The sequence below is a fragment of the Lysinibacillus sp. FSL K6-1151 genome (assembly GCF_038630755.1).
GTDB classification, from domain to species: domain Bacteria; phylum Bacillota; class Bacilli; order Bacillales_A; family Planococcaceae; genus Lysinibacillus; species Lysinibacillus fusiformis_D.
The window spans coordinates 3041016-3061761 of sequence record NZ_CP152040.1 but is presented as its reverse complement, the minus strand read 5'-3'; the positions used below and the strand labels follow the sequence as shown (position 1 = coordinate 3061761).

General features: G+C 38.0%; 18 protein-coding genes. 8 read left to right on the top strand and 10 right to left on the bottom strand.

Annotated features, from left to right (window positions below; all coding sequences use genetic code 11):
* Positions 1-89: 89 nt before the first annotated feature.
* On the bottom strand, positions 90-269 hold the full coding sequence (locus tag MHI04_RS14755) for a hypothetical protein (protein WP_036120467.1): 180 nt from the start codon (positions 267-269) through the stop codon (positions 90-92).
* 232 nt (positions 270-501) lie between these two features.
* On the opposite strand from MHI04_RS14755, the gene MHI04_RS14750 reads away from it, so the two are divergent.
* The gene (locus tag MHI04_RS14750; RefSeq protein WP_036120464.1) at positions 502-1128 is read left to right on the top strand and encodes a hypothetical protein; all 627 of its coding nucleotides are present in this window, start codon (positions 502-504) and stop codon (positions 1126-1128) included.
* A 56-nt stretch (positions 1129-1184) separates the two neighbouring features.
* On the opposite strand, the gene MHI04_RS14745 is transcribed toward MHI04_RS14750, so the two are convergent.
* The 3 genes from MHI04_RS14745 to MHI04_RS14735 form a co-directional block, all read right to left on the bottom strand.
* The gene (locus MHI04_RS14745) at positions 1185-1721 is read right to left on the bottom strand and encodes a hypothetical protein (protein WP_036120461.1); all 537 of its coding nucleotides are present in this window, start codon (positions 1719-1721) and stop codon (positions 1185-1187) included.
* A 163-nt stretch (positions 1722-1884) separates the two neighbouring features.
* Positions 1885-3144 carry a dicarboxylate/amino acid:cation symporter gene (locus MHI04_RS14740; protein WP_036120458.1) on the bottom strand — a complete coding sequence of 420 codons (1260 nt, stop codon included), beginning with the start codon at positions 3142-3144 and terminating at the stop codon, positions 1885-1887.
* 265 nt (positions 3145-3409) lie between these two features.
* Positions 3410-4459 (bottom strand): TRAP transporter substrate-binding protein, encoded by a 1050-nt coding sequence (locus tag MHI04_RS14735; protein ID WP_141905087.1) that lies wholly within the window; start codon positions 4457-4459, stop codon positions 3410-3412.
* 151 nt (positions 4460-4610) lie between these two features.
* On the opposite strand from MHI04_RS14735, the gene MHI04_RS14730 reads away from it, so the two are divergent.
* Complete coding sequence (locus tag MHI04_RS14730; RefSeq protein WP_180957793.1) at positions 4611-6152, top strand: sensor histidine kinase; 1542 nt, start codon at positions 4611-4613, stop codon at positions 6150-6152.
* An 18-nt stretch (positions 6153-6170) separates the two neighbouring features.
* Positions 6171-6872, top strand: a complete 702-nt coding sequence (locus tag MHI04_RS14725; protein WP_036120451.1) for a response regulator — start codon at positions 6171-6173, stop codon at positions 6870-6872.
* 48 nt (positions 6873-6920) lie between these two features.
* Here the strand turns inward: MHI04_RS14725 and MHI04_RS14720 are convergent, their stop codons facing one another.
* The 4 genes from MHI04_RS14720 to MHI04_RS14705 form a co-directional block, all read right to left on the bottom strand.
* Positions 6921-7889, bottom strand: a complete 969-nt coding sequence (locus MHI04_RS14720; RefSeq protein ID WP_036120448.1) for a 4-hydroxy-3-methylbut-2-enyl diphosphate reductase — start codon at positions 7887-7889, stop codon at positions 6921-6923.
* Positions 7890-7962: 73 nt separating this feature from the next.
* Positions 7963-8457, bottom strand: a complete 495-nt coding sequence (vrrA, locus tag MHI04_RS14715) for a VrrA/YqfQ family protein (RefSeq protein ID WP_036120445.1) — start codon at positions 8455-8457, stop codon at positions 7963-7965.
* A gap of 153 nt (positions 8458-8610) precedes the next feature.
* Complete coding sequence (locus tag MHI04_RS14710; protein ID WP_036120442.1) at positions 8611-9315, bottom strand: response regulator transcription factor; 705 nt, start codon at positions 9313-9315, stop codon at positions 8611-8613.
* A gap of 9 nt (positions 9316-9324) precedes the next feature.
* On the bottom strand, positions 9325-12012 hold the full coding sequence (locus MHI04_RS14705; RefSeq protein WP_101966493.1) for a sensor histidine kinase KdpD: 2688 nt from the start codon (positions 12010-12012) through the stop codon (positions 9325-9327).
* A 368-nt stretch (positions 12013-12380) separates the two neighbouring features.
* Here MHI04_RS14705 and kdpA point away from each other — a divergent pair, with 368 nt between their 5' ends.
* The 3 genes from kdpA to kdpC are packed head-to-tail and all read left to right on the top strand — an operon-like array spanning position 12381 to position 16811.
* Complete coding sequence (kdpA, locus tag MHI04_RS14700) at positions 12381-14075, top strand: potassium-transporting ATPase subunit KdpA (protein WP_058844118.1); 1695 nt, start codon at positions 12381-12383, stop codon at positions 14073-14075.
* A gap of 15 nt (positions 14076-14090) precedes the next feature.
* Complete coding sequence (gene kdpB / locus MHI04_RS14695) at positions 14091-16154, top strand: potassium-transporting ATPase subunit KdpB (RefSeq protein WP_342534971.1); 2064 nt, start codon at positions 14091-14093, stop codon at positions 16152-16154.
* A 12-nt stretch (positions 16155-16166) separates the two neighbouring features.
* Positions 16167-16811, top strand: coding sequence for a K(+)-transporting ATPase subunit C (gene kdpC / locus MHI04_RS14690; protein ID WP_058844120.1), 645 nt, complete (start codon positions 16167-16169; stop codon positions 16809-16811).
* Positions 16812-16850: 39 nt separating this feature from the next.
* On the opposite strand, the gene MHI04_RS14685 is transcribed toward kdpC, so the two are convergent.
* Positions 16851-17906: a 2,3-butanediol dehydrogenase gene (locus MHI04_RS14685; RefSeq protein WP_036120426.1), complete on the bottom strand. Its 1056-nt coding sequence runs from the start codon at positions 17904-17906 to the stop codon at positions 16851-16853.
* 293 nt (positions 17907-18199) lie between these two features.
* Here MHI04_RS14685 and MHI04_RS14680 point away from each other — a divergent pair, with 293 nt between their 5' ends.
* Together MHI04_RS14680 and MHI04_RS14675 are read left to right on the top strand one after the other, a co-directional pair.
* Positions 18200-19501, top strand: a complete 1302-nt coding sequence (locus MHI04_RS14680) for a DEAD/DEAH box helicase (protein ID WP_036120423.1) — start codon at positions 18200-18202, stop codon at positions 19499-19501.
* A 12-nt stretch (positions 19502-19513) separates the two neighbouring features.
* Complete coding sequence (locus MHI04_RS14675; RefSeq protein WP_141905082.1) at positions 19514-20407, top strand: deoxyribonuclease IV; 894 nt, start codon at positions 19514-19516, stop codon at positions 20405-20407.
* Between the two features lie 65 nt (positions 20408-20472).
* Here MHI04_RS14675 and MHI04_RS14670 read toward each other — a convergent pair whose 3' ends face one another.
* On the bottom strand, positions 20473-20709 hold the full coding sequence (locus tag MHI04_RS14670) for an endonuclease IV (protein WP_036120418.1): 237 nt from the start codon (positions 20707-20709) through the stop codon (positions 20473-20475).
* Positions 20710-20746: the final 37 nt, after the last annotated feature.

Genomic DNA, 20746 nt, shown 5'->3' with positions numbered 1-20746 from the left:
ATTTTTCCTATGAGTTTCAAATTAATAGAACGGCCACTTTCAGTAATACGATCAACATGAAAGTGGCCCTTTGGTTGAGACAGCTACCATTAATGTTTGATTTCTTCAATGACTTTTTCTTTTAAATCATTCTCCATAGAAGATAGTTTTACTGTATTTGTGAGGCGTTCCTTTAATTCTTTATCAGTCATAATGCCACGTTCCTCTAAAATTTGTATAAGTAGATTCAATGTTAGCATATTTTTAATTTCCGCTGCTTTTGTCCCCATATAAAACCCTCCAAAATGATAGAATTACTACCCCTTTAGTGTACTCCTTTTTGAAAAGCGTAACACAGAATGGACAAAAACAAGCAAATTTATTTCGTGTCCCGGAATATGTGGGTAAAAATAAGCAATCCAATGACAAGCTATTCGATGAGATAAATTTGATAGAACAGGACCATGAAAACAGTGAATATTGTTTTGAATGGGGTCATACCTTCGTAACAGGAGGGATTCAATGGTCAAACGGTTTGGGCTTGTTATAGGATTGTTAGTCGTCATCATATCTCTATTGATCCTGTTTGATAAAATAAAAATAGATAATAAATCAGAAACAACAAAAGAGGGACAACCGCTTATTACGAATGAAGAGTTGAGCCTATCTAGATTGAAGGATAAGCTTCTTGAAAAGTATATTGGCATTGATGTCAAAACGACTGCAGAAAAGGAATTGGTGATCCAGGTTGTAGGCGAAGAAGACTATTTCCAGTCCGTCAAAAAAGATATGGAATCCATTGCAAAAAATGTGATTAAAACCTCCGCATTAAAGGACTATCCGATTGTTTTTGAAAGATGGGAGTTTACTTCATTGCTTGATGACAACAAAATGCTGGGGGCTGATATTAACCTGTTGATGGAAGATTTAATCAAAGGCTTAGAGACTTTTGATGTATACGAATATTTAGTCATTGAAAATCGAACAACCATTACGATTCAAACAACGATAAAGAGTGCCACTCATGAAGATTTACAGTTAGCTATGAGGATGGAACAAGCCATTAAGAAGATTTTACAAACAAATGCATCACCAAATCAGTCCTATGTCATTAACATATTAAATACACAGCGGGAAAAACTAAATTAGCTATCTTAAGTCATGACAAAGGCATCGAGAAATAACGCTCGATGCCTTTGTCATGGCTATGTAGTGAATGCAAAGAGTGCTTGATAAAGGGTTGCTAGGAGTGCAACGAAGTGCATATCGTCTGTTTGGAAAAGCTTAAATAGTATGCCTGTTCGTACTAGTTCGTTTTCAATAGGATTTGCACTGGCAATCTTTTCATCATTGCAATATAAATAAGCTGTAGAGGTAAAATCCTTTTCAAATCGAAAATGTAAATCGTCCATTTTGAATGCATAAGAGGATTCTAATAATTGGACTGTTTTTCGCTGAATCGGTATCGAGCTACCATCAGGCATCCTAATTTGATGGCTGACCCCTTTTGCTAATAGAGTAGATTGTACTTGAAAAAGTGGTGCTCCTGACGTAGTTCGCGTTTCATAACGATACGGTAATGTTTGCTGAGCCGCTACTAGCAGGACGGCATTCAGTATTTTACCAGTAGAGGAACGATCTACTTTTTGAAGCATACATATTGTTTCGTTGTGTTCATTCACGATTGGGATATCCGTAAAGCTTTTAAAAGCTTTTGGGTAGGTAAGTGTAAATGTTGCCATAAAGAAACCTCCAGTCATTATCTATACGAGTAAGCAGTCGAGGAGGTTTCAAGAAAATTTACTTACTAAAGAACAAGCCGAGCAATGTAACATAATCACTTTATTTCCAAACAAAGAGGCTGCTGAAATGGCGAATATTTCGCTTTCAGTAGCCTTTTTGTTGTTATGGCATTGAAGTATGTCCTGCAAGAGCACGTTTTTCTTGCTCCGTATCAAATTCTTTTTCCATTTTTGACACGACCACTGTTGCCACGCCGTTTCCAATTAGATTTGTCACTGCACGTGCCTCTGACATAAAGCGATCTACGCCAATTAATAGGGCAATTCCTTCTACTGGAATCATAGGAAAGGCTGCCAATGTTGCGGCAAGTGTAATAAAGCCAGAGCCTGTTACACCAGCTGCTCCTTTAGAGGTAAGCATTAAGATGGCTAGTAACGTAATTTGATGCCAAACATCTAAATCCACCCCATATGCCTGTGCAATAAAGATAGCAGCCATTGATAAATAAATGGAAGTGCCATCTAAATTAAACGAGTAACCAGTTGGGATAACGAGCCCTACTACTTGCTTAGAACAACCATAGTTTTCAAGTTTACGCATCATGGAAGGTAGTGCAGATTCAGATGAAGATGTCCCAATAACGATAAAAATTTCATCTTTAATGTATTTAATAAATTTAAAAATACTAAAGCCGAAGTAGCGTGTAATTAATCCGATAATCACAACAATAAAAATAAACATTGTAGTATAGACGGATAACATTAAAAATCCTAAATTTCCAAGTGATTTAAGTCCGAAGTTTCCGATTGTATAACTCATGGCACCGAACGCACCAATAGGAGAAATTTTCATTACCATGTTAACAATTTTAAAGAAAATATCTGCTACTTGTTCAAAAAATTTAATAACAGGTTTTGCTGGTTCTCCAATCGCTGCTGCAGCTAGTCCAAATAAAACAGCTGAGAATAAGACAGGTAATAATTCACCATTCGCTAATGCACCTACCACATTTTCAGGGATAATTTGCATGATAAAAGCACCTAAGCCATGTTCTGCAGCCGCCGCATCTGTATATTGTGAAACATCAGCACCGCTGGCAGCATCTGTATTAAAGCCTTTTCCTGGTTGAACAATATTGACAACAATTAAGCCAATCGCAAGTGCAAATGTTGAGACAATTTCAAAATAAATTAAAGCCTTCCCACCAATTTTCCCAACCTTTTTGACATCCCCCATACTACCAATACCGATGACGACTGTTAAGAAAATAATCGGTGCTATTAACATTTTAATTAGTTTAATAAAGATGTCCGCTAATATTTTTAGCTTTGCCCCGAACTCAGGGAATGTTGCCCCGACAATGATCCCTAGTACAATGGCAATCAACACTTGTACTGTTAAGTTTTTAAAATTTATCCGCATAATAGTTCTCCCCCTACAACATCTATGAATATTGTGTGAACGCTTTCATGTGGTTATCATAGCTGAAATTTTCCGACAATAGTGTTTATGACCGTAATGTTTGTATTGTTCATTTTGTTCATTTTTTAGGGAGGGGAGAGATAAAGCTAGTAATAACAGGGGTTTCAGGCTGTTTTATAGTAGATTTGAGATTATCTAATCTATTATAATACAAAAGAAAAAATCCTTACGGTTAGTAAGGATCTTTCATTAATGAACAAAAGTATTAAGGCGCAACGATTTTTTCAATCTCTGTTAAGATGCGATCATTTTGAATATGGGCTTTATAAAAATCGTAGACAGGCGCAAGCTGCTCTTTAAAGCGCTGTCTTTCTAGTGGACTCATTGTATAAACATCAAAGTCATCTTGCTGTTTAAGCTTCTGCATATCTTTTTCATTCATCAGTGCAGCCTGTTCAAATTGCCAATCTGTTGTTTCTTTCATGGCATCCAACAATTGGTGTTGAATTTTTACAGGCAAGGAATTCCAAAAGGTTTCGTTCATTAACACAGCATAGCCCAAAATACCATGCTGGGTGATGGTCATATGTTTCTGTACTTTGTAAAAACCTTTTGAGTAAATATTCGATGCTGTATTTTCCTGCGCGTCAATCGCATGCTTCTCTAAATCTGTAAAAACCTCGCTAAAGGAAATGGGCATAGGCGTTGCTTTGACCACTTCAAATTGCTTTTCCAATGTCTTACTAGGCATCGTTCGCACACGTAAGCCCTGTAAATCCTTAAATGTATGGATAGGATGATCAGAAGAGGTTAAATGCTTAAAACCATTGTACCAAAAGCCAAGTCCCTTAATATGAAACGGCTCTAGTTCGTTGACTAATTGTTCACCTATAGAACCCGTCAGAACCTCCTTGACTTCATCATCTGTCTTAAATAAATAAGGTAAATCCAATACCTGCCAATTAGGAACATAAGCGGTCATCTTCGAAAAAGTAGGAATAATCATTTCTACGTCTCCCTTTTGTAAAGCCTGGAACTCATTTTCATCATTGAATAAAGAAGAATTTGAGTAGACATGTACTTTAACTTTCCCATTTGTTTTTTCTTCTACTAGCTCAGCAAATTTATTGGCCGCTTGTCCTTTAGGCGTATTCTCAGCAACTACATGACTCAAATGAATCGTTATTTGTGTGTCTAACCCATTTTGCTCATCATCATAGGGAAGTGGCTTGGCAAAGAGTAATCCTTGCTGAATACTAATGGTAACGATTAAAGAAAAGACAGTAATCATCGTTCCTATAATAAATTTTTTCATTGAATACACCCAATTTATTCGTATTTTCTGATGTTTTTGTTATTCTAACATATGGAGTACGCTAAAATATAGTAGGAGGGAGGCGGCCATCTTGAAATTTCAAAAGTTATCGATGCAGAGAAAAATCATGTCACTGACGTTTTTTATTCTGATGCTTTCCTTTAGTATTGGTGGTACTTTCTTATTAGGGTTTGTGATGAATGAACAGAAAACAAAACTAAGTGATCAAGCACTACTAGTGGCCAAAACCGTCTCACAGCTTCCTGAAATAAAAACGTATATTGCTAGCGAAAATCACCTCGAGGCCATTCAACATATTAACCCTGTAGTAGAAGAAATCCGTGATATCAATGGAGCAAAGTATATTGTTGTTCTTGATATGGAACGTCGAAAATATTCTCACCCCAATAGCCAGGAACTTGGTCGAATATCGCAATCGGGTGATTTAAACGCTGCGTTTTCTGAGCATTATTATACGTCGATCGCTCGTGGAGAGCATGGTGATATGGTGCGTGCATTTGTACCGATTATGAATCAAGAAGGTCAACAAATCGGTGTTACGGTAGTGGGGTTCAGTGTACTTACAGTAGTGGAATTACTACAATCAATGGAAACAGAGCTGATGATTACTGTTCTATTATCTTTAATCTTTAGTGTATGGGGTGCACGAACTTTAGGGCTTCATATGAAGAAGCAAATGTTTGGATTAGAGCCTCATGAAATTGCCAAAATGTATGTGGAGCGTACAGAAACATTTAATGCCATGCATGAAGGCATCATTGCCATCGACAATGATTTAACCATCACAATTTTTAATGAAAAAGCTTGTGATATATTAGGTGTTCATGAAAAACCCTCTGTACTAATTGGTCAGAAAATCTTTCATGTCCTGCCTGATACACGACTTCCAGAAATTTTAGAGCTAGATCAGCCATTATTTAATCGTGAGCTATATATTAATAATCATAGTATTATGAGTAACCGAATTCCGATACAGGTTAATGGGGAAACCGTCGGGGCAGTAGCCATGTTTAAAGACCGTACGGAAGTGAAAAAGCTTGCAGAAGAACTAACGGGCGTTCGAGCTTTTGTCCAAGCTCTGCGCGTACAAACGCATGAGCATAAAAATAAACTGCATACGATAGCAGGTCTTTTACAGCTCGGTCATCATGAACAGGCACTCACTTATATAACGCAAGTGAAGGAAGAACATGATGAAATCACGAATTTTTTAAATGAACGTATAAAAAATGAAAATATTTCTGGGCTATTGCTTAGTAAAATTTCTTATGCTAAAGAACAAGGAATTCGACTAGAGATTGATCGTGAAAGTCGATTAACATCCTTCCCACCTAATTTGGATCATCATGATTTCGTTATTCTATTTGGTAATTTAATCGAGAATGCATTTGATGCATTAAAAGATGTACAGGTTGAGGAGAAAGTGATTCATGTTTCAGTAGATGAAGATGAGGATGTCCTTGCGATTTTAGTAACGGATAACGGTGTTGGCATGACGGAAGAGGTCAAACAGCACATATTTGACAATGGTTATTCTACAAAAGAGAAAAACTACCGTGGAATAGGGTTGTTCCTAATAAAAGAAATCGTTGAAAAAGGACAGGGTGATATTGAAGTCATCAGTGAACCCAACAAAGGGACAAGTTTTTTAATCACCTTTTATTATTCATAATTGGATGGAGGGCAGACAGTGGCACAAATCAAAGTATTATTAATTGAGGATGATCCAATGGTGCGAGAGGTAAATCGTCAATTTATTGAAAAGGTAGAACATTTTCAAGTGATTGGACAGGCATCTAATGGCTTAGAGGGCATTACACAAATTCGTCATCATCAGCCTGATTTAGTCTTTATGGATATTTTTATGCCCGAGCAAGATGGTATTACGAGTTTACGCAAAATACGCGAGCTGGATTTACCAGTGGATGTCATCACTGTAACGGCTGCGAATGATATGGAGACGGTGAAACAGGTACTGCATCTAGGTGTCTTTGATTATATTATGAAGCCATTTTCATTTGAACGAGTCAAAGGGACACTTGACAATTATTTACGCTTTAAGAAGCAAACACAAATAGAACGAGAGCTTACACAGGGAGAATTGGATCAGTTATTTCATTATCGTGATGAAAAAAATAACATAGAGCTATCACATACACTACAATCAGAGAAAAATCTTCCAAAAGGTTTTAATCGTACAACACTCGAAAAGGTGGTGCACTTTTTACAATCGGTAGATGGTGCATCGGCTGAAGAGGTAGCAAGTGGAATAGGAATTGCCCGTGTAACGGCCAGAAGATATTTGGATTATTTAGAGAAGCAAGAGGAAATTACAATGGATGTCCATTATGGAGGCATTGGTCGCCCTATCAACTATTATTTTAGTAAATAGAGAAAATCCTGATTGTCATCATGGCAACCAGGATTTTTTAGCTGTTAATTAATAAGGCAAAATTTTATCAACAGGTGTTGGTGTTTTAATTTTCGGCAGGATTTTATTTAATGTTACCGTACGCTTAATCTCGTGTGTAGAAGGGTCATTTTCATCAAATTGATCAAGGAAGGAAATAACCTCTTTTACAATCGGTGTTGGCGTAGAAGCACCTGCTGTGACAGCTACAATGTTAATGCCTTTTAACCATTCTACTTTTAGCTCTGAAACGTCAGCAATTCGATAGGATGGTGTTCCTGCAATTTCTACAGAGACTTGTGTTAAACGGTTGGAGTTATTTGATTTAGGATCACCTACAACAATTAGTAAATCCGCTTCTCCTGCTTGCTGAGCAACAGCTTCTTGACGAACCTGTGTAGCTAAACAAATCTCTTTGTGTACCTCTATATGTGGGAACTTTTCTTTTAAACTATCCATTAAATGGGCGACATCCCATTGACTCATTGTCGTTTGATTTGTGACAAGTAATTTATCGTTCGTTAATTGTAACGCATCAATATCAATAGAGGACTGCACTAAGTGGACATGATCCGGAGCAACGCCAATGGCACCCTCTGGCTCGGGATGTCCTTTTTTACCAATGTAAATAATATCATAGCCTTCTGCAGATTTTTCGCGAATTAAATCGTGAGTAACTGTTACATCAGGACATGTAGCATCAATGGACACTAAGCCTTTTCGCTTCGCAATTTCACGAATTTCTGGTGAAACACCGTGTGCTGTGAAAATGACCGTACCTGTTTCAACTTGCTCAATAATTTCTTGGCGGTTTTCACCATCTAACGTGATGATACCATCCTCTTCAAACGCGTCTGTGACATGTTTATTATGCACAATCATCCCTAAGATGTAGATAGGTCTTGGTAATGTTTTATCAAGTGCGGCATTACGTGCGATCACCATCGCATCGACAACACCGTAGCAATAGCCACGTGGATTAATTTTCAATACTTGCATGGTTGTGACTCCTTTCAAGCTTACCTATCTACATTATAACGGACAGGGACGGTGAATACAAAGAAACGTTCATTTACATAGGTGGTTGGAAAATACGTGGTTTGGATGGAAGTGGTTCAGCTGGCGTAAATGATGCACTTTGCCTAGATGATCGTCTACTTCCAGTAGCGGCCTTACTATCACTACCTGCTGCTTCAGCGCCAGCTCCAGCGGAAGGAAGTCCTTGGAATCCTTTGTACAATTTTAAAAGAGATGGAATATTTTTCACCATCGGCATGGCTTGTTGGATATAAGGGGTATAGGTTTTAGCCGTATTGAATAAACTGTTGGCTTGCTGTAAAAACGAACCGACTTTCGAAGCTTCTTGCACAGGTGGCATCGGCATTTGCCCTCCAAAGGAACCTATTCCATTAGCCATTGGAAAGCCGCCTGGAATTCGTGGTGGAACAGGGAAGCCTCCAGGCGGAAAAAAGGACTGTGGCGACATCTGTGAAGGTGTTGGCATGGGCATGGGCATTCTCATGCCACCCGGATACATAGGGTATGGATAAGGTTGTCGAAATACCATAATGATCTCCTTTCTACTTGTTTTTCATTGATGACATACCTGACTATAGCTATGATATGCAAAGGCTAATGGTGGGGTGCGATAATTTCTAAGGCGAATTCATCAATGAAAGAGCAGAAGTGCAAATAAACCTTCTGCTTCGATCTTCTTATTTTATTCATCTTCATGATAGCGAAGCATTCGATAGCCGACTCGCACATGTGTCTGTATAAGTTTAGGCTGTGCTGGGTCGGCTTCTATTTTTTTTCGAAGTGTTGCCATAAAAACTCGTAAACTTGGAATATCTGATTGAAGGGCATTATGCCAGATTTCTTTTAAAATAAAATTATGGGTTAGAACCTTTCCAACATGCTTGGATAAAACAACTAAAAGTTTATATTCAATAGGTGTGACATGTATTTCTTTTCCATTCACTAATACTGTTTGATTGACATAATTGATTTGAAGATAACCATTGGTAAATGTTGAACTTTCCTGTTCAGGTGGATGTTCATAGGCTGCTCTGCGCAATGCTACACGAATTCTTGCTAATAATTCTTCCACACTAAAGGGCTTCGTGACATAATCATCTGCACCTGCATCCAAAGCGTTAATTTTATCATATTCTTCCCCACGCGCACTGACGACAATAATGGGCGTTTGAGTCCAACTTCTAATTTTTGTAATAAGCTCTACACCATCCATGTCCGGTAGTCCTAAATCTAAAATATAAACATCTGGTTTCATGGTAATAGCTTTTTGAAGTGCACTGTTCCCATCTTGAGCAATGTCGAATTCATAATGCTGGGTAGATAATGTCATTTTAATTAAATTGGCAATGGCCACATCATCTTCTACTACTAGAATTCGTTTATTCATCAAATTTCTTTACTCCTTTTTCAGTGAAAAGTTAAAAATTGTTCCTTGCGGTTTATTATCTGAAACAGTTATGTGACTACCATGTAACTTTAAAATTGTTTGACACAGTGCTAAGCCTAGCCCCAGTCCTCGTCTACTATCACTGCGTTGGACCTTGCCAGTCGTAAACGGCTCAAATAAGCTACCTTTTAAGGAATCATCAATTCCTGGCCCATTATCCGAAATGCTGAAATTTACTAAACCATCACATTCCTTCACCGAGATAGTAATGTCACTGCCTGGAGGGGTGTAAGTCAATGCATTATCAATGATATTGACGAAAACCTGTATAATCAATCTAGCATCCATTAGGCTCAATAAAAATTCTGGTTCTATTTGATAGGATATTTTATGAGAATTGTTTTGGTGAACAACATGGGAAAGAGCCTCTTGAATAATATCTTCTACTAATTCCATTTGCATTTCTAAAGCAAATTGTCCATCCTCTAGCTTAGAAACAGCTAGTAAGTTTTCTACCATTTGGACAAGCCATTTTGAATTATTAAAAATATCCTCATATAATTTGTTTTTTTCACTATCAGGTATTAATGATGCATTATTCAGTAAGATATCCGCATTTCCAGAAATAGCAGTAAGCGGTGTTCGAAGGTCATGGGATATGGCCCGTAACAGGTTAGCTCGCATCTGCTCCATTTCAGCCTCTCGCGCTACTTCTTCATTGAGCTTCTGTAAATACCATTTATCCATTGCGAATGAAAAATCATTAATGATGGCGTGCAAAATATTGCGTTCAAATGCAGGTAGAGGCAATAATTTAGACAGTGCAATACCAATAACCCCCTTAACATGACTATTAGAAATAACAGGTATATAGTAAGCACTCACTTCAGGAAATATATCTGTTGATACACCAGCTACATGCTTATTATTCGTCACCCAGCTCACGACGCCATGCTCGTTTGGATTATTGAAAAGTGTAGCTATTTTTTGATTTTCTATTGCAGATATTTTCTCCGTTCGGAAAAAAGTAGATTTCCCAATTACCTGATTGTCTATTTCAAAAAATTGCACAGGTTTTTCTACTAATTTGACAATTTGAGTCATACCTTCCGTAATAATTTCTTCGATAGACTTTGCGTGTTGCAGTCTCCGATTCGTTTCAAGGAGTACTTCCATTCGATAAGATTTCCGTATGGCTATAGTAGTTTGCGCCTTGATCTTTTTCGTTAAACTACTTGTAATTACACCAGAGAGAAACATGATAAAAAAAGTCATAGGATAGTCACGATGATACGCATCAAATGAAAACCGTGGCTCTGTAAACAAATAATTAAAAAGTAAAACAGCAACGATAGAGCTAATAATGCTCATTATCCATCCTGATGACCAAATAGCAAGAATGAGAACACCTAGAATATAAATGGTTATAATATTAGGCTCACTAATATCAATGGAATACAAATATAAGCCGACTATGGATATTACGCTAAATACGATAAACATTTTAAATAGATCAAGCCATTCAAATGCCAGTTTATTTTTGATACTAGGAAAGTAGAATTGTTCATTTTCTTGATCTGGCACTATGTGTATAGATAAATTCGGCACATATTCGTTAAGGCGATCACTAATTTTGGTGTTTGGCTGCCACCATTTTTTTCTCATACTTGTTCGACCGATGACAAGTTTAGTGACACCACTAACTTGAGCATAGTTGGCAAGGGCTGCGGCTACGTCATCTTCTTGAACAATGACAACATGACCGCCAAGCTGTTCAACAAGTTTGATGTGCTGTTGTAAGCGTTCTGAATCGGCGTGATTTCTTTCATGTGCCTGCATGTTTTGAACATAGAGAGCGGTAAATTTGCCATGTAAGGCTTGTGCAAGCCTTGCAGTAGTTCGAATCACTTTTGCATTTGTAGGAGAACTACTGATTCCTACAAGTAAGTGTTCTTCAATTTGTACATAATTTCTGACAGATTCGTTACTGTTTAATTGTTGATAGTTGATTGTATCGGCTGTTCGTCGTAATGCGATTTCCCGTAGTGATACTAAATTTTGTCTGCGGAAAAAAGAATGTAAAGCTTTCTCTGCCTGTTGCTTGACATATACCTTTCCATCTTGCAGACGTTGAATTAATTCGTCTGGTTCAATATCGACCACTTTTATTTGTGCAGCTTGATCAATTAAATAATCAGGAATACGTTCTCGCACTTTAATCTCAGTGATTTCTTCTACTAAATCATGAAGACTTTCAATATGCTGAATATTTACAGTTGTAAAAACATGTATCCCTTTAGCAAGTAGTTCTTCAACATCTCCAAAACGCTTCTTGTGCCGCATCGTTGGCACGTTAGAATGGGCCAATTCATCGATCAGGACAATTTCTGGTTGGCGCTGCAATACGGCATCTATATCCAATTCCTGAAATATTTTTCCCTTGTAGGCTATTATCTTTGTAGGAATTTGCTCAAGTCCTTCTAGTAATGCTAACGTTTCTGGACGAGGATGCGGCTCCACATAGCCAACCACTACATCTTTACCGAGTTTTTGTGCCTGATGTGCCGCATCTAACATGGCATAAGTTTTACCTACCCCTGCAGCATAGCCGAGAAAGATTTTTAATTTCCCTTTAGTTTGTTCCTCCTGTTGAAGCCTCGCAAGAAACATCTCTGGAGTTGGGCGTTTATCTTCCATCCTCTTTCACCTCATTTGTATTATAGCGTTAACTTCCATTAAGAAAGTGTAAAGATTTTGCTTCTTTATCCTTTCTTAATAGAAAAAAGGATTTCCTAACACTACATTAATTTGAAAGTCAGTATGATGAGAGCATCCTTAAGGAGAAGAGGTGTTACGATTGATGGATTTTTTTATGATGGGCTTACTAATCATAAGCTTTGCTTGTGTTTTGGCGTTAACAGTATGGTGCTACAAACTAGTAGAAGAGTAACGAGGAGGAAGTCAATTTGTGGATTTTTATGGGAGTAGTACTAGTATTTCTATTTGGTTATTTAGGGCATGCATTACTTTATCCAGAAAATTATTAAAGGCTGGGGGGACACACTATGTGGCAAATAGCCATCGTACTCATTATCTATCTACCGCTCGTTATTTTAACGGGTCATTATTTATATCGAGTAACATTACAACAAAAAACTTGGCTTGATCCTCTATTAGATAAAGTCGACGCAGCAATTTATAAAGTTTGCGGCATTAAACGACTTGATATGACGGGCAAAGAATATGTACTTTCATTAATTATTTCAAATGCCATGATGGTGTTTGTGGGATATATAATACTACGCATTCAAGCATTACTATTTTTAAATCCAAATAATATTGACAACATGGAAGCTACTCTTTCGTTTAACACAATTATTTCTTTTATAACGAATACAAATCTTCAACACTATAGTGGTGAATCTGGACTCAGCTATCTATCACAGATGCTAGTCATTACTTTTATGATGTTTACATCAGCAGCTACAGGTTATGCCGCTTGTATGGCTTTCTGTCGTAGATTAGTAGCTAAAACAGATACGATAGGGAATTTTTTTGTCGATTTTGTTCGTGTTATTACTCGTATTTTAATGCCTTTTTCCATTGTTGTGGCTCTTATTTTAGTATCTCAAGGATCACCCCAAACCTTCAATGGCAATCAAACAGTACAAACAATAGAGGGTAAATTGCAAGATATTGCACTTGGACCTATTGCTTCTCTTGAATCTATTAAACATATAGGGACAAATGGTGGTGGTTTTAACGGAGCCAATTCAACCACACCTTTTGAAAATCCGACCGTTCTTTCAAATATAGTAGAGATGTTATCTATGATGTTATTACCAGGGGCATGTGTCGTCGCTTTTAGTCTGATGGTTGCCTACAGAAAAGAGAAAACTATTTTTGGAAAACAGGGGTTAGCTATTTTTACGGCAATGAGTATATTGTTCCTCGTAGGATTAGTGACTGTGTACATTGCAGAGAAGGCTGGTAATCCATTCATTAGTGAACTCGGCATTACACAGGAGCTTGGGAGTATGGAAGGAAAAGAAATACGCTTTGGGGTAGCACAATCGGCATTATTTACGACTGTAACGACTGCATTTACTACAGGGTCTATTAACAATATGCATGATACTTTAACGCCACTTGGTGGTCTAGTACCTATGTTTAATATGATGCTCAATGTTGTGTTCGGAGGCAAAGGAGTTGGCCTGATGAACATGATGATGTATGTCCTGCTGACCATTTTCATTGCCTGTCTAATGATTGGTCGATCTCCACAGTTTTTAGGTAAAAAAATCGAAGAAAAAGAAATGAAATTAATTGCTCTTTGTATTCTAATTCATCCTGCTATTATTTTGCTCTTTTCAGCACTTGCGGTTGCAACACCATCTGGAATAGCTGGAATAACGAATCCAGGGGCACATGGATTATCACAAGTTCTATATGAATTTGCCTCTGCCTCTGCCAACAATGGCTCTGGCTTCGAAGGTTTAGCGGATAATTCAACCTTTTGGAATATAACAACAGGTTTTGCTATGTTCTTTGGTCGTTATGTAACTATAATTATTCAATTAGCTATCGCTTCTTTACTTGCTAATAAAGTAAGGCATAGCGATTCAGTAGGGACATTAAAAACGGATACGACAACTTTTACTTTTTTACTTGTGGCTGTCGTTTTGATGATTGGTGCGCTGACATTTTTACCAGCTTTAGCACTTGGTCCAATTACAGAGCACTTACAACTTTATTCTTAATGAGGAGAGACACATATGGAAACAGCAAGAAAAAGTTTTATGACTGGCGTCATACTAAAAAGAGCATTAATAGATGCTTTTAAGAAATTTAGCCCCATATATATGCTGAAGAATTCTGTTATGTTTGTTGTGGAGGTAGGATTTTTGTTCGTGTTACTATTAGTTCTTTTTCCAAATTTGTTTGGTAATGAGAGTGGAGAACATGCACGATTATATAATGGTATTGTAGCTATTATTCTATTTGTTACGATTCTATTTGCCAATTTTGCAGAGTCGATTGCAGAAGGAAGAGGGAAAGCACAGGTCCAAACATTAAAAAAAACAAAGACAGTGACACAGGCACGTGTTTTGCTAAATGATGGTTCTGAAATTTTTAAACTGGCACATGAATTAAAAAAAGGAGATATGGTGTTAGTTCAAGCTGGAGAGGTCATTCCCAATGACGGGGAGGTCATTGACGGAATTGCTACTGTAGATGAATCCGCAATTACAGGTGAATCTGCTCCTGTAGTGAAAGAACGGGGCGGAGATTTTTCGTCAGTTACGGGCGGGACGACGGTGACAAGTGATTGGTTGATAATCGAAATTACTTCCATGCCTGGTGAATCATTTCTAGATAAAATGATAACGCTTATTGAAGGAGCTAGTCGCAAGAAAACACCAAATGAAATAGCACTTAACACACTTCTTGTAAGTTTAACGATTATTTTTCTATTAGTTGTGGTGTCACTCTACCCAATGACAACTTATTTAAATGTGCCGATTTCTATCGCTACATTAATTGCCCTGACAGTTTGTCTAATTCCGACAACAATTGGTGGATTATTGTCGGCGATCGGAATTGCAGGAATGGATAGAGTAACACAATTTAATGTTATTGCGATGTCTGGTAGAGCGGTAGAGGCATGTGGAGATGTAGATACATTAATCCTAGATAAAACAGGAACGATCACGTATGGAAATCGCATGGCAGCTGAGTTTTTACCAGTAAAAGGGGTGGAAACTAAGGATTTAATTCGAGCTGCATGGCTAAGTTCTCTAACAGACGATACACCAGAGGGGAAATCTATTTTATCATTGGCCACCCAATTAGGGGTAAATACGGACAGTGAAGAAAACATGATTAAGTCAAGTGAGCATATTCCATTTACCGCACAGACACGAATGAGTGGTTTAGATACACTAGATGGCACTAAAGTTCGAAAGGGAGCCACTGATACGATAAAAAAAGAATGTATGAAAGCAGGTCATAGCATTCCTAGCAATTTGGATCAATTGGTTCAACAAGTGTCTTCTGTTGGTGGGACACCACTGTTAGTAGCGTTAAACGATAAAATTTTAGGGGTCATTTATTTAAAGGATGTCGTCAAGGCTGGACTGAAGGAACGCTTTGAACAACTTCGTGCAATGGGCATTAAAACGATTATGTGTACGGGTGATAATCCACTTACTGCAGCAGCAATCGCAAAGGAAGCGGGCGTAGATAGCTTTATTGCAGAAAGTAAGCCAGAAGATAAAATCCAAGTGATTAAAGACGAGCAGGCACAAGGTAAAGTTGTAGCGATGACGGGTGATGGTACGAATGATGCGCCAGCACTGGCACAGGCGAATGTAGGGCTTGCCATGAATTCAGGAACCAATGCAGCAAAGGAAGCTGCGAATATGGTTGATTTAGATTCAAATCCAACTAAAATTATTGAAGTTGTCGAAATTGGCAAGCAGTTGCTAATGACTCGCGGTGCTTTAACTACATTTAGTATTGCAAACGATATCGCAAAATATTTTGCTATTATTCCAGCTATGCTAATGGTTGCTGTACCTGAGATGAAAGCATTAAATATTATGAATCTCAATTCACCTACTAGTGCCATTATTTCTGCCTTAATTTTTAATGCGGTCATTATTCCATTGCTTATTCCAATCGCCATGAGAGGCGTTAAGTATAAGCCAATGAGTGCCGCGAAATTATTGAATAAAAATTTGCTTGTGTACGGTGTTGGCGGAATAATAGCACCGTTTATTGGCATTAAAATCATTGATCTACTAGTAGGACCATTATTTCGTATAGTTGGATTATAGGGAGGAAGCTATATGCGAAAAATTTTTGATAGTTCTAAGCAGGCATTACTTATAACAATCGCCATGTTCATTATATGTGGTTTAATATACCCGTTTGCCGTGACAGCTTTAGCCCAAGGGGTGTTTCATCAACAAGCAAATGGCAGTTTAATCGAAATGGACGGTCAAGCGGTTGGTTCTGAATTAATCGGTCAAAATTTTACTGCTCCAGAATATTTCTGGGGGCGTGTTTCATCTGTTAACTATAATATTTATACGAAAGAGGATATGCTACCAGATGACAATGGCGAAGTGAGCTACAGTGGTGTTAGCTCTGGTACATTTAACTATGCATCAACGAATCCAGAATTGAAGAAACGGATAGAGGCAGATATCGAGAAGTTTTTACTTGCAAATCCATCCGTACAACGACAAGATATACCTTCTGATTTAATGACTGCCTCAGGTTCAGGATTAGACCCACATATTAGTGTGAAGGCGGCACAAATACAAGTGGACCGAATTGCCCAAGCAAGTGGGCTTTCAAAGGAAGAAATTAATAAAATTATAGAGGCAAATATACAAAAACGTACATTAGGAGTATTTGGAGAAAATAAGGTGAACTTCCTTATGGCGAATCTGGAAATTAAGGGGAAAATGGATAAAGTTAAAGATTAAAAAACAGGTAGAGGAAGCCTCTCTACCTGTCTCTCTATATTAAGCTTGTGAATTTACAAGGATTTTAATATGATTTCGCTCTTTCATTAATGCCTCGAAACCCTCTGTCACCACTTCATCAAGTGCAATGCGTTTTGTGACAAGCTTGTCCGCAGGGAAGTAACCTTGTGTCATGAGCTCCATTACTGCTGGGAAAATATCACGGTACGCGATAATTCCTTTGACTGAACGCTCTGATAGAACAAGATTGTTTGGTTGAATAGATGCAGTAGACTCCCAAATAGATACGATGATTGTTTCGCCTTCAAAAGTTGTGGAATCAATGGCTTGTTGTAATACCACTGGAACACCTGTTACTTCAAAGGCAACGTCTACGCCGCCGTTTGTTAATTCATGTAGACGAGCTACTGCATCTTCGTCTTTAGGGTTAATTACGGCTGTTGCACCAAGTTCTAAAGCTTTTGCGGCACGCTCTGCTGAAAGCTCTACAGCATATATTTCTGCTGCGCCTGCTGCACGTAATGCTTCGATCACAAGAAGCCCGATTGGACCTGTTCCAAATACAGCCGCTTTGTCGCCAGCTTTCAATTTACTTTGACGTACTGCATGTAAGGCAACTGCTGCTGGCTCTACAAGTGCCCCTTGTTCATAAGAAAGACCTTCTGGCATTTTGTGAACCATTTTTTCATCTACCATTGTATATTCAGAGAATCCTCCGCCACCGCCTGATAAACCGTGGAAACCTAGGTGTTTACAAATATTGTATTTCCCCTTTTTACACGCTGCACATTCACCACATGCAAGGATCGGTTCAACAACGACAGGATCTCCCACTTTAACGGATGTTACACCATCGCCAATTTCTACGACTTCTCCTGAGAATTCATGTCCCATAACAATTGGTGCGATATCTTTACTTACATAGTGAGGTTGCTCCACTGGAATAAAGATTGGCCCAGCTGCGTATTCATGTAAATCACTACCACAAATGCCTGTCCAATGTACTTTAATCTTTACTTTTCCAGGTGTGATGACTGGTTCTTCAATGTTTTCTACACGGATGTCTTTTGCTTTATACCATCTTGCTGCTTTCATAATCTATCAACCTCCTATAATATCTTACAGCACCATCATAACATGTGGGAAATATGCTAATCATTAGTTCACTATAAATTGACATAAAAATTACATATTACTAGCGTTTTCGAACATTGTTACAGCGCTTTTTTGATTGCATATTCTGCGTATTTCAAGTACCTTTGATAAGGGCTTTGTTACGGTGATTATAAAACACTAAAATTATGTTTATGCTTGTAAGAAATAGGACGTAAATATACCTTAAAGTTCGAATCATGGTACAATGAAAAAGATGTTAGGAGGAACGAATGATGTCAAAATATACTGATTATAATTTTCAGCCATTTTTGCAGGACGCCATTGCAAAACTTGGCTTTACAGAACCGACACCAATTCAAAAAGAAATTATTCCACTTTTATTAAAAGGGAAGAGTGCCATTGGACAGGCACATACGGGAACAGGGAAAACACATAGTTTTTTAATTCCAATTGTTCAACGTATTGATGCAGAAAAACAGGAAGTACAGGCCGTTATTACTTCCCCTACACGAGAGCTGGCACAGCAAATTTTTGATGCTTTAAATCAATTAATAGAAGGAACTGCTATTCAAGCGAAACTATTTATTGGGGGTACGGACAAACAACGCTCCATTGATAAATTAAAAACACAACCTCAAATTGTTGTTGGAACACCTGGACGTATTCGTGATCTTGTTTCAGCACAAGCGTTATTTGTGCATACGGCACCAATGTTAGTTGTCGATGAAGCAGATTTAGCTTTCGATATGGGCTTCATAGAAGAGATTGATGGATTTGCTTCACAGATGCCAGAAAAGCTTGAAATGTATGTTTTTTCTGCAACGATTCCAGAAAAACTTCAGCCATTTTTAAAGAAATATATGGAAGCTCCAGTGCACATCCATATGAATGATAAACGACCAGTGGCAGAAGGTATCGATTTTGTACTTGTGCCAGTGCGCTCAAAATCTCGTAACAAACGTTTATTAGAAGTCATTGAAGGTATCAATCCGTTTTTAGCCGTTATTTTTACTAACACACGTAAAACGGCAGAGCATGTTGCTGGTTATTTAAATGAGCATGGCATCCGTTGTGGCCAAATTCATGGTGATTTAAGTCCACGTGATCGTAAAAAGATGATGAAGCAAATTCGTGAACTCGACTATCAATACATTGTTGCTACTGATTTAGCGGCACGTGGTATTGATATTCAAGGAATTTCTCATGTTATTAACTATGAAATTCCAGAGGACTTGGAATTCTTCATTCACCGAGTTGGACGTACAGCACGTGCAGGCAATAAAGGAACAGCCATTACTTTATTTGAACCGTCTGATGAGGATGCAGTAGTTCGTGTCGAAAAAATGGGCATTCCATTTGTGCAAAAAGACGTAAAAGATGGCGAATGGTCTGAGTTAAAAGAACGTCACGCACGTAAAAATCGAGTGAAGCAAGAGAATGAAATCGATGTGAAAGCGAAAGCGTTAGTGCGTAAGCCTAAAAAAGTTAAACCTGGCTATAAACGTAATATGAAATGGGAAATGGAAAAAATAAAAAAACGTGAACGTCGCTTAAAAGCACGAGGTAAAAAATAAGGGGGCTTTTACATGTTACTTGGCTCACATGTTTCGATGAGTGGGAAAGAAATGCTGCTTGGCTCTAGTAAAGAGGCACTATCTTACGGTGCTAATACATTTATGATTTATACAGGAGCTCCGCAAAATACGCGTCGTAAAGCCATTGCGGATTTAAACATTATGAATGGTCTCCTGCATATGAAAGAGCACGGCATGACGAATATTGTTGTGCACGCACCTTATATTATTAATATCGGCAACACAGAAAAACCAGAAACATTCCGCCTTGGGGTTGATTTTCTACAATCTGAAATTGAACGTACAGCAGCACTGGAAGCAACGCAAATTGTTTTGCATCCTGGTGCTCACGTCGGTGCTGGTGCTGACGCTGGGATTGCGAAAATTATTGAAGGCTTAAATGAGGTATTAACACAAGACTATCCCGTTCAAATTGCTTTAGAAACAATGGCAGGGAAAGGGACAGAATGTGGACGCTCCTTTGAAGAGCTTGCGAAAATTATAGATGGCGTCACTCATAACGAACGTCTTTCTGTCTGCTTTGATACTTGTCATACACATGATGCTGGCTATAATATTGTGGAAGATTTTGATGGTGTATTAAACGAATTTGATAAAATTATCGGTGTGGATCGCATTAAAGTCTTGCATATTAATGATTCAAAAAATGTGCGAGGTGCTGGTAAAGACCGTCACGAAAATATTGGCTTTGGTCATATTGGCTTTGATGCCCTAAACTATGTGGTGCACCATCCGCAATTGATGAATGTTCCTAAAATTTTAGAAACACCATTTGTGCCGCTAAATAGTGATGCAAAATCTAAGGTAGCTCCGTATAAAGTTGAAATTGAAATGCTACGAAGTGGTACATTTAAGCCTGAGCATATTGAAGCGTTAAAAGGCTAATACCCGATATGGAGCAAGATAAAGAAGCCCGAAATCAGTATAGTACACTGATTTTGGGCTTCTTTTTACTTTGTAAACAATGCAATGAGTTGACGAGAGCGCTTTCTTCCTAAAACCGCCTCAACTTCTACTAGAATGTCCTTTGGAATGCCTAAAAAAAGCCAAGAAAATGAGAATTGCTCCAAATAAGGTCGAAGTTTTTTGACTTCCGAAGTCGTAATGTTAAAGCCTTCTTCACGAGCAATCGCGACAATTTCCTTATCTGTGCTTTGTGACAATTGCTGTAAAAATTGAATACTCAAAGTCAATCCTCCTTTATCGCGTTTTATTTTCATGACA

Coding starts and splice junctions, on each gene's coding strand:
- MHI04_RS14680 (WP_036120423.1), top strand. CDS start 18,200: ATGTCAAAATATACTGATTATAATTTTCAGCCATTTTTGCAGGACGCC.
- kdpA (WP_058844118.1), top strand. CDS start 12,381: ATGTGGCAAATAGCCATCGTACTCATTATCTATCTACCGCTCGTTATT.
- MHI04_RS14735 (WP_141905087.1), bottom strand. CDS start 4,459: ATGAAAAAATTTATTATAGGAACGATGATTACTGTCTTTTCTTTAATC.
- MHI04_RS14730 (WP_180957793.1), top strand. CDS start 4,611: ATGCTTTCCTTTAGTATTGGTGGTACTTTCTTATTAGGGTTTGTGATG.
- kdpB (WP_342534971.1), top strand. CDS start 14,091: ATGGAAACAGCAAGAAAAAGTTTTATGACTGGCGTCATACTAAAAAGA.
- MHI04_RS14745 (WP_036120461.1), bottom strand. CDS start 1,721: ATGGCAACATTTACACTTACCTACCCAAAAGCTTTTAAAAGCTTTACG.
- MHI04_RS14685 (WP_036120426.1), bottom strand. CDS start 17,906: ATGAAAGCAGCAAGATGGTATAAAGCAAAAGACATCCGTGTAGAAAAC.
- MHI04_RS14675 (WP_141905082.1), top strand. CDS start 19,514: ATGTTACTTGGCTCACATGTTTCGATGAGTGGGAAAGAAATGCTGCTT.
- vrrA (WP_036120445.1), bottom strand. CDS start 8,457: ATGGTATTTCGACAACCTTATCCATACCCTATGTATCCGGGTGGCATG.
- MHI04_RS14755 (WP_036120467.1), bottom strand. CDS start 269: ATGGGGACAAAAGCAGCGGAAATTAAAAATATGCTAACATTGAATCTA.
- MHI04_RS14720 (WP_036120448.1), bottom strand. CDS start 7,889: ATGCAAGTATTGAAAATTAATCCACGTGGCTATTGCTACGGTGTTGTC.
- MHI04_RS14705 (WP_101966493.1), bottom strand. CDS start 12,012: ATGGAAGATAAACGCCCAACTCCAGAGATGTTTCTTGCGAGGCTTCAA.
- MHI04_RS14740 (WP_036120458.1), bottom strand. CDS start 3,144: ATGCGGATAAATTTTAAAAACTTAACAGTACAAGTGTTGATTGCCATT.
- MHI04_RS14710 (WP_036120442.1), bottom strand. CDS start 9,315: ATGAATAAACGAATTCTAGTAGTAGAAGATGATGTGGCCATTGCCAAT.
- MHI04_RS14750 (WP_036120464.1), top strand. CDS start 502: ATGGTCAAACGGTTTGGGCTTGTTATAGGATTGTTAGTCGTCATCATA.
- kdpC (WP_058844120.1), top strand. CDS start 16,167: ATGCGAAAAATTTTTGATAGTTCTAAGCAGGCATTACTTATAACAATC.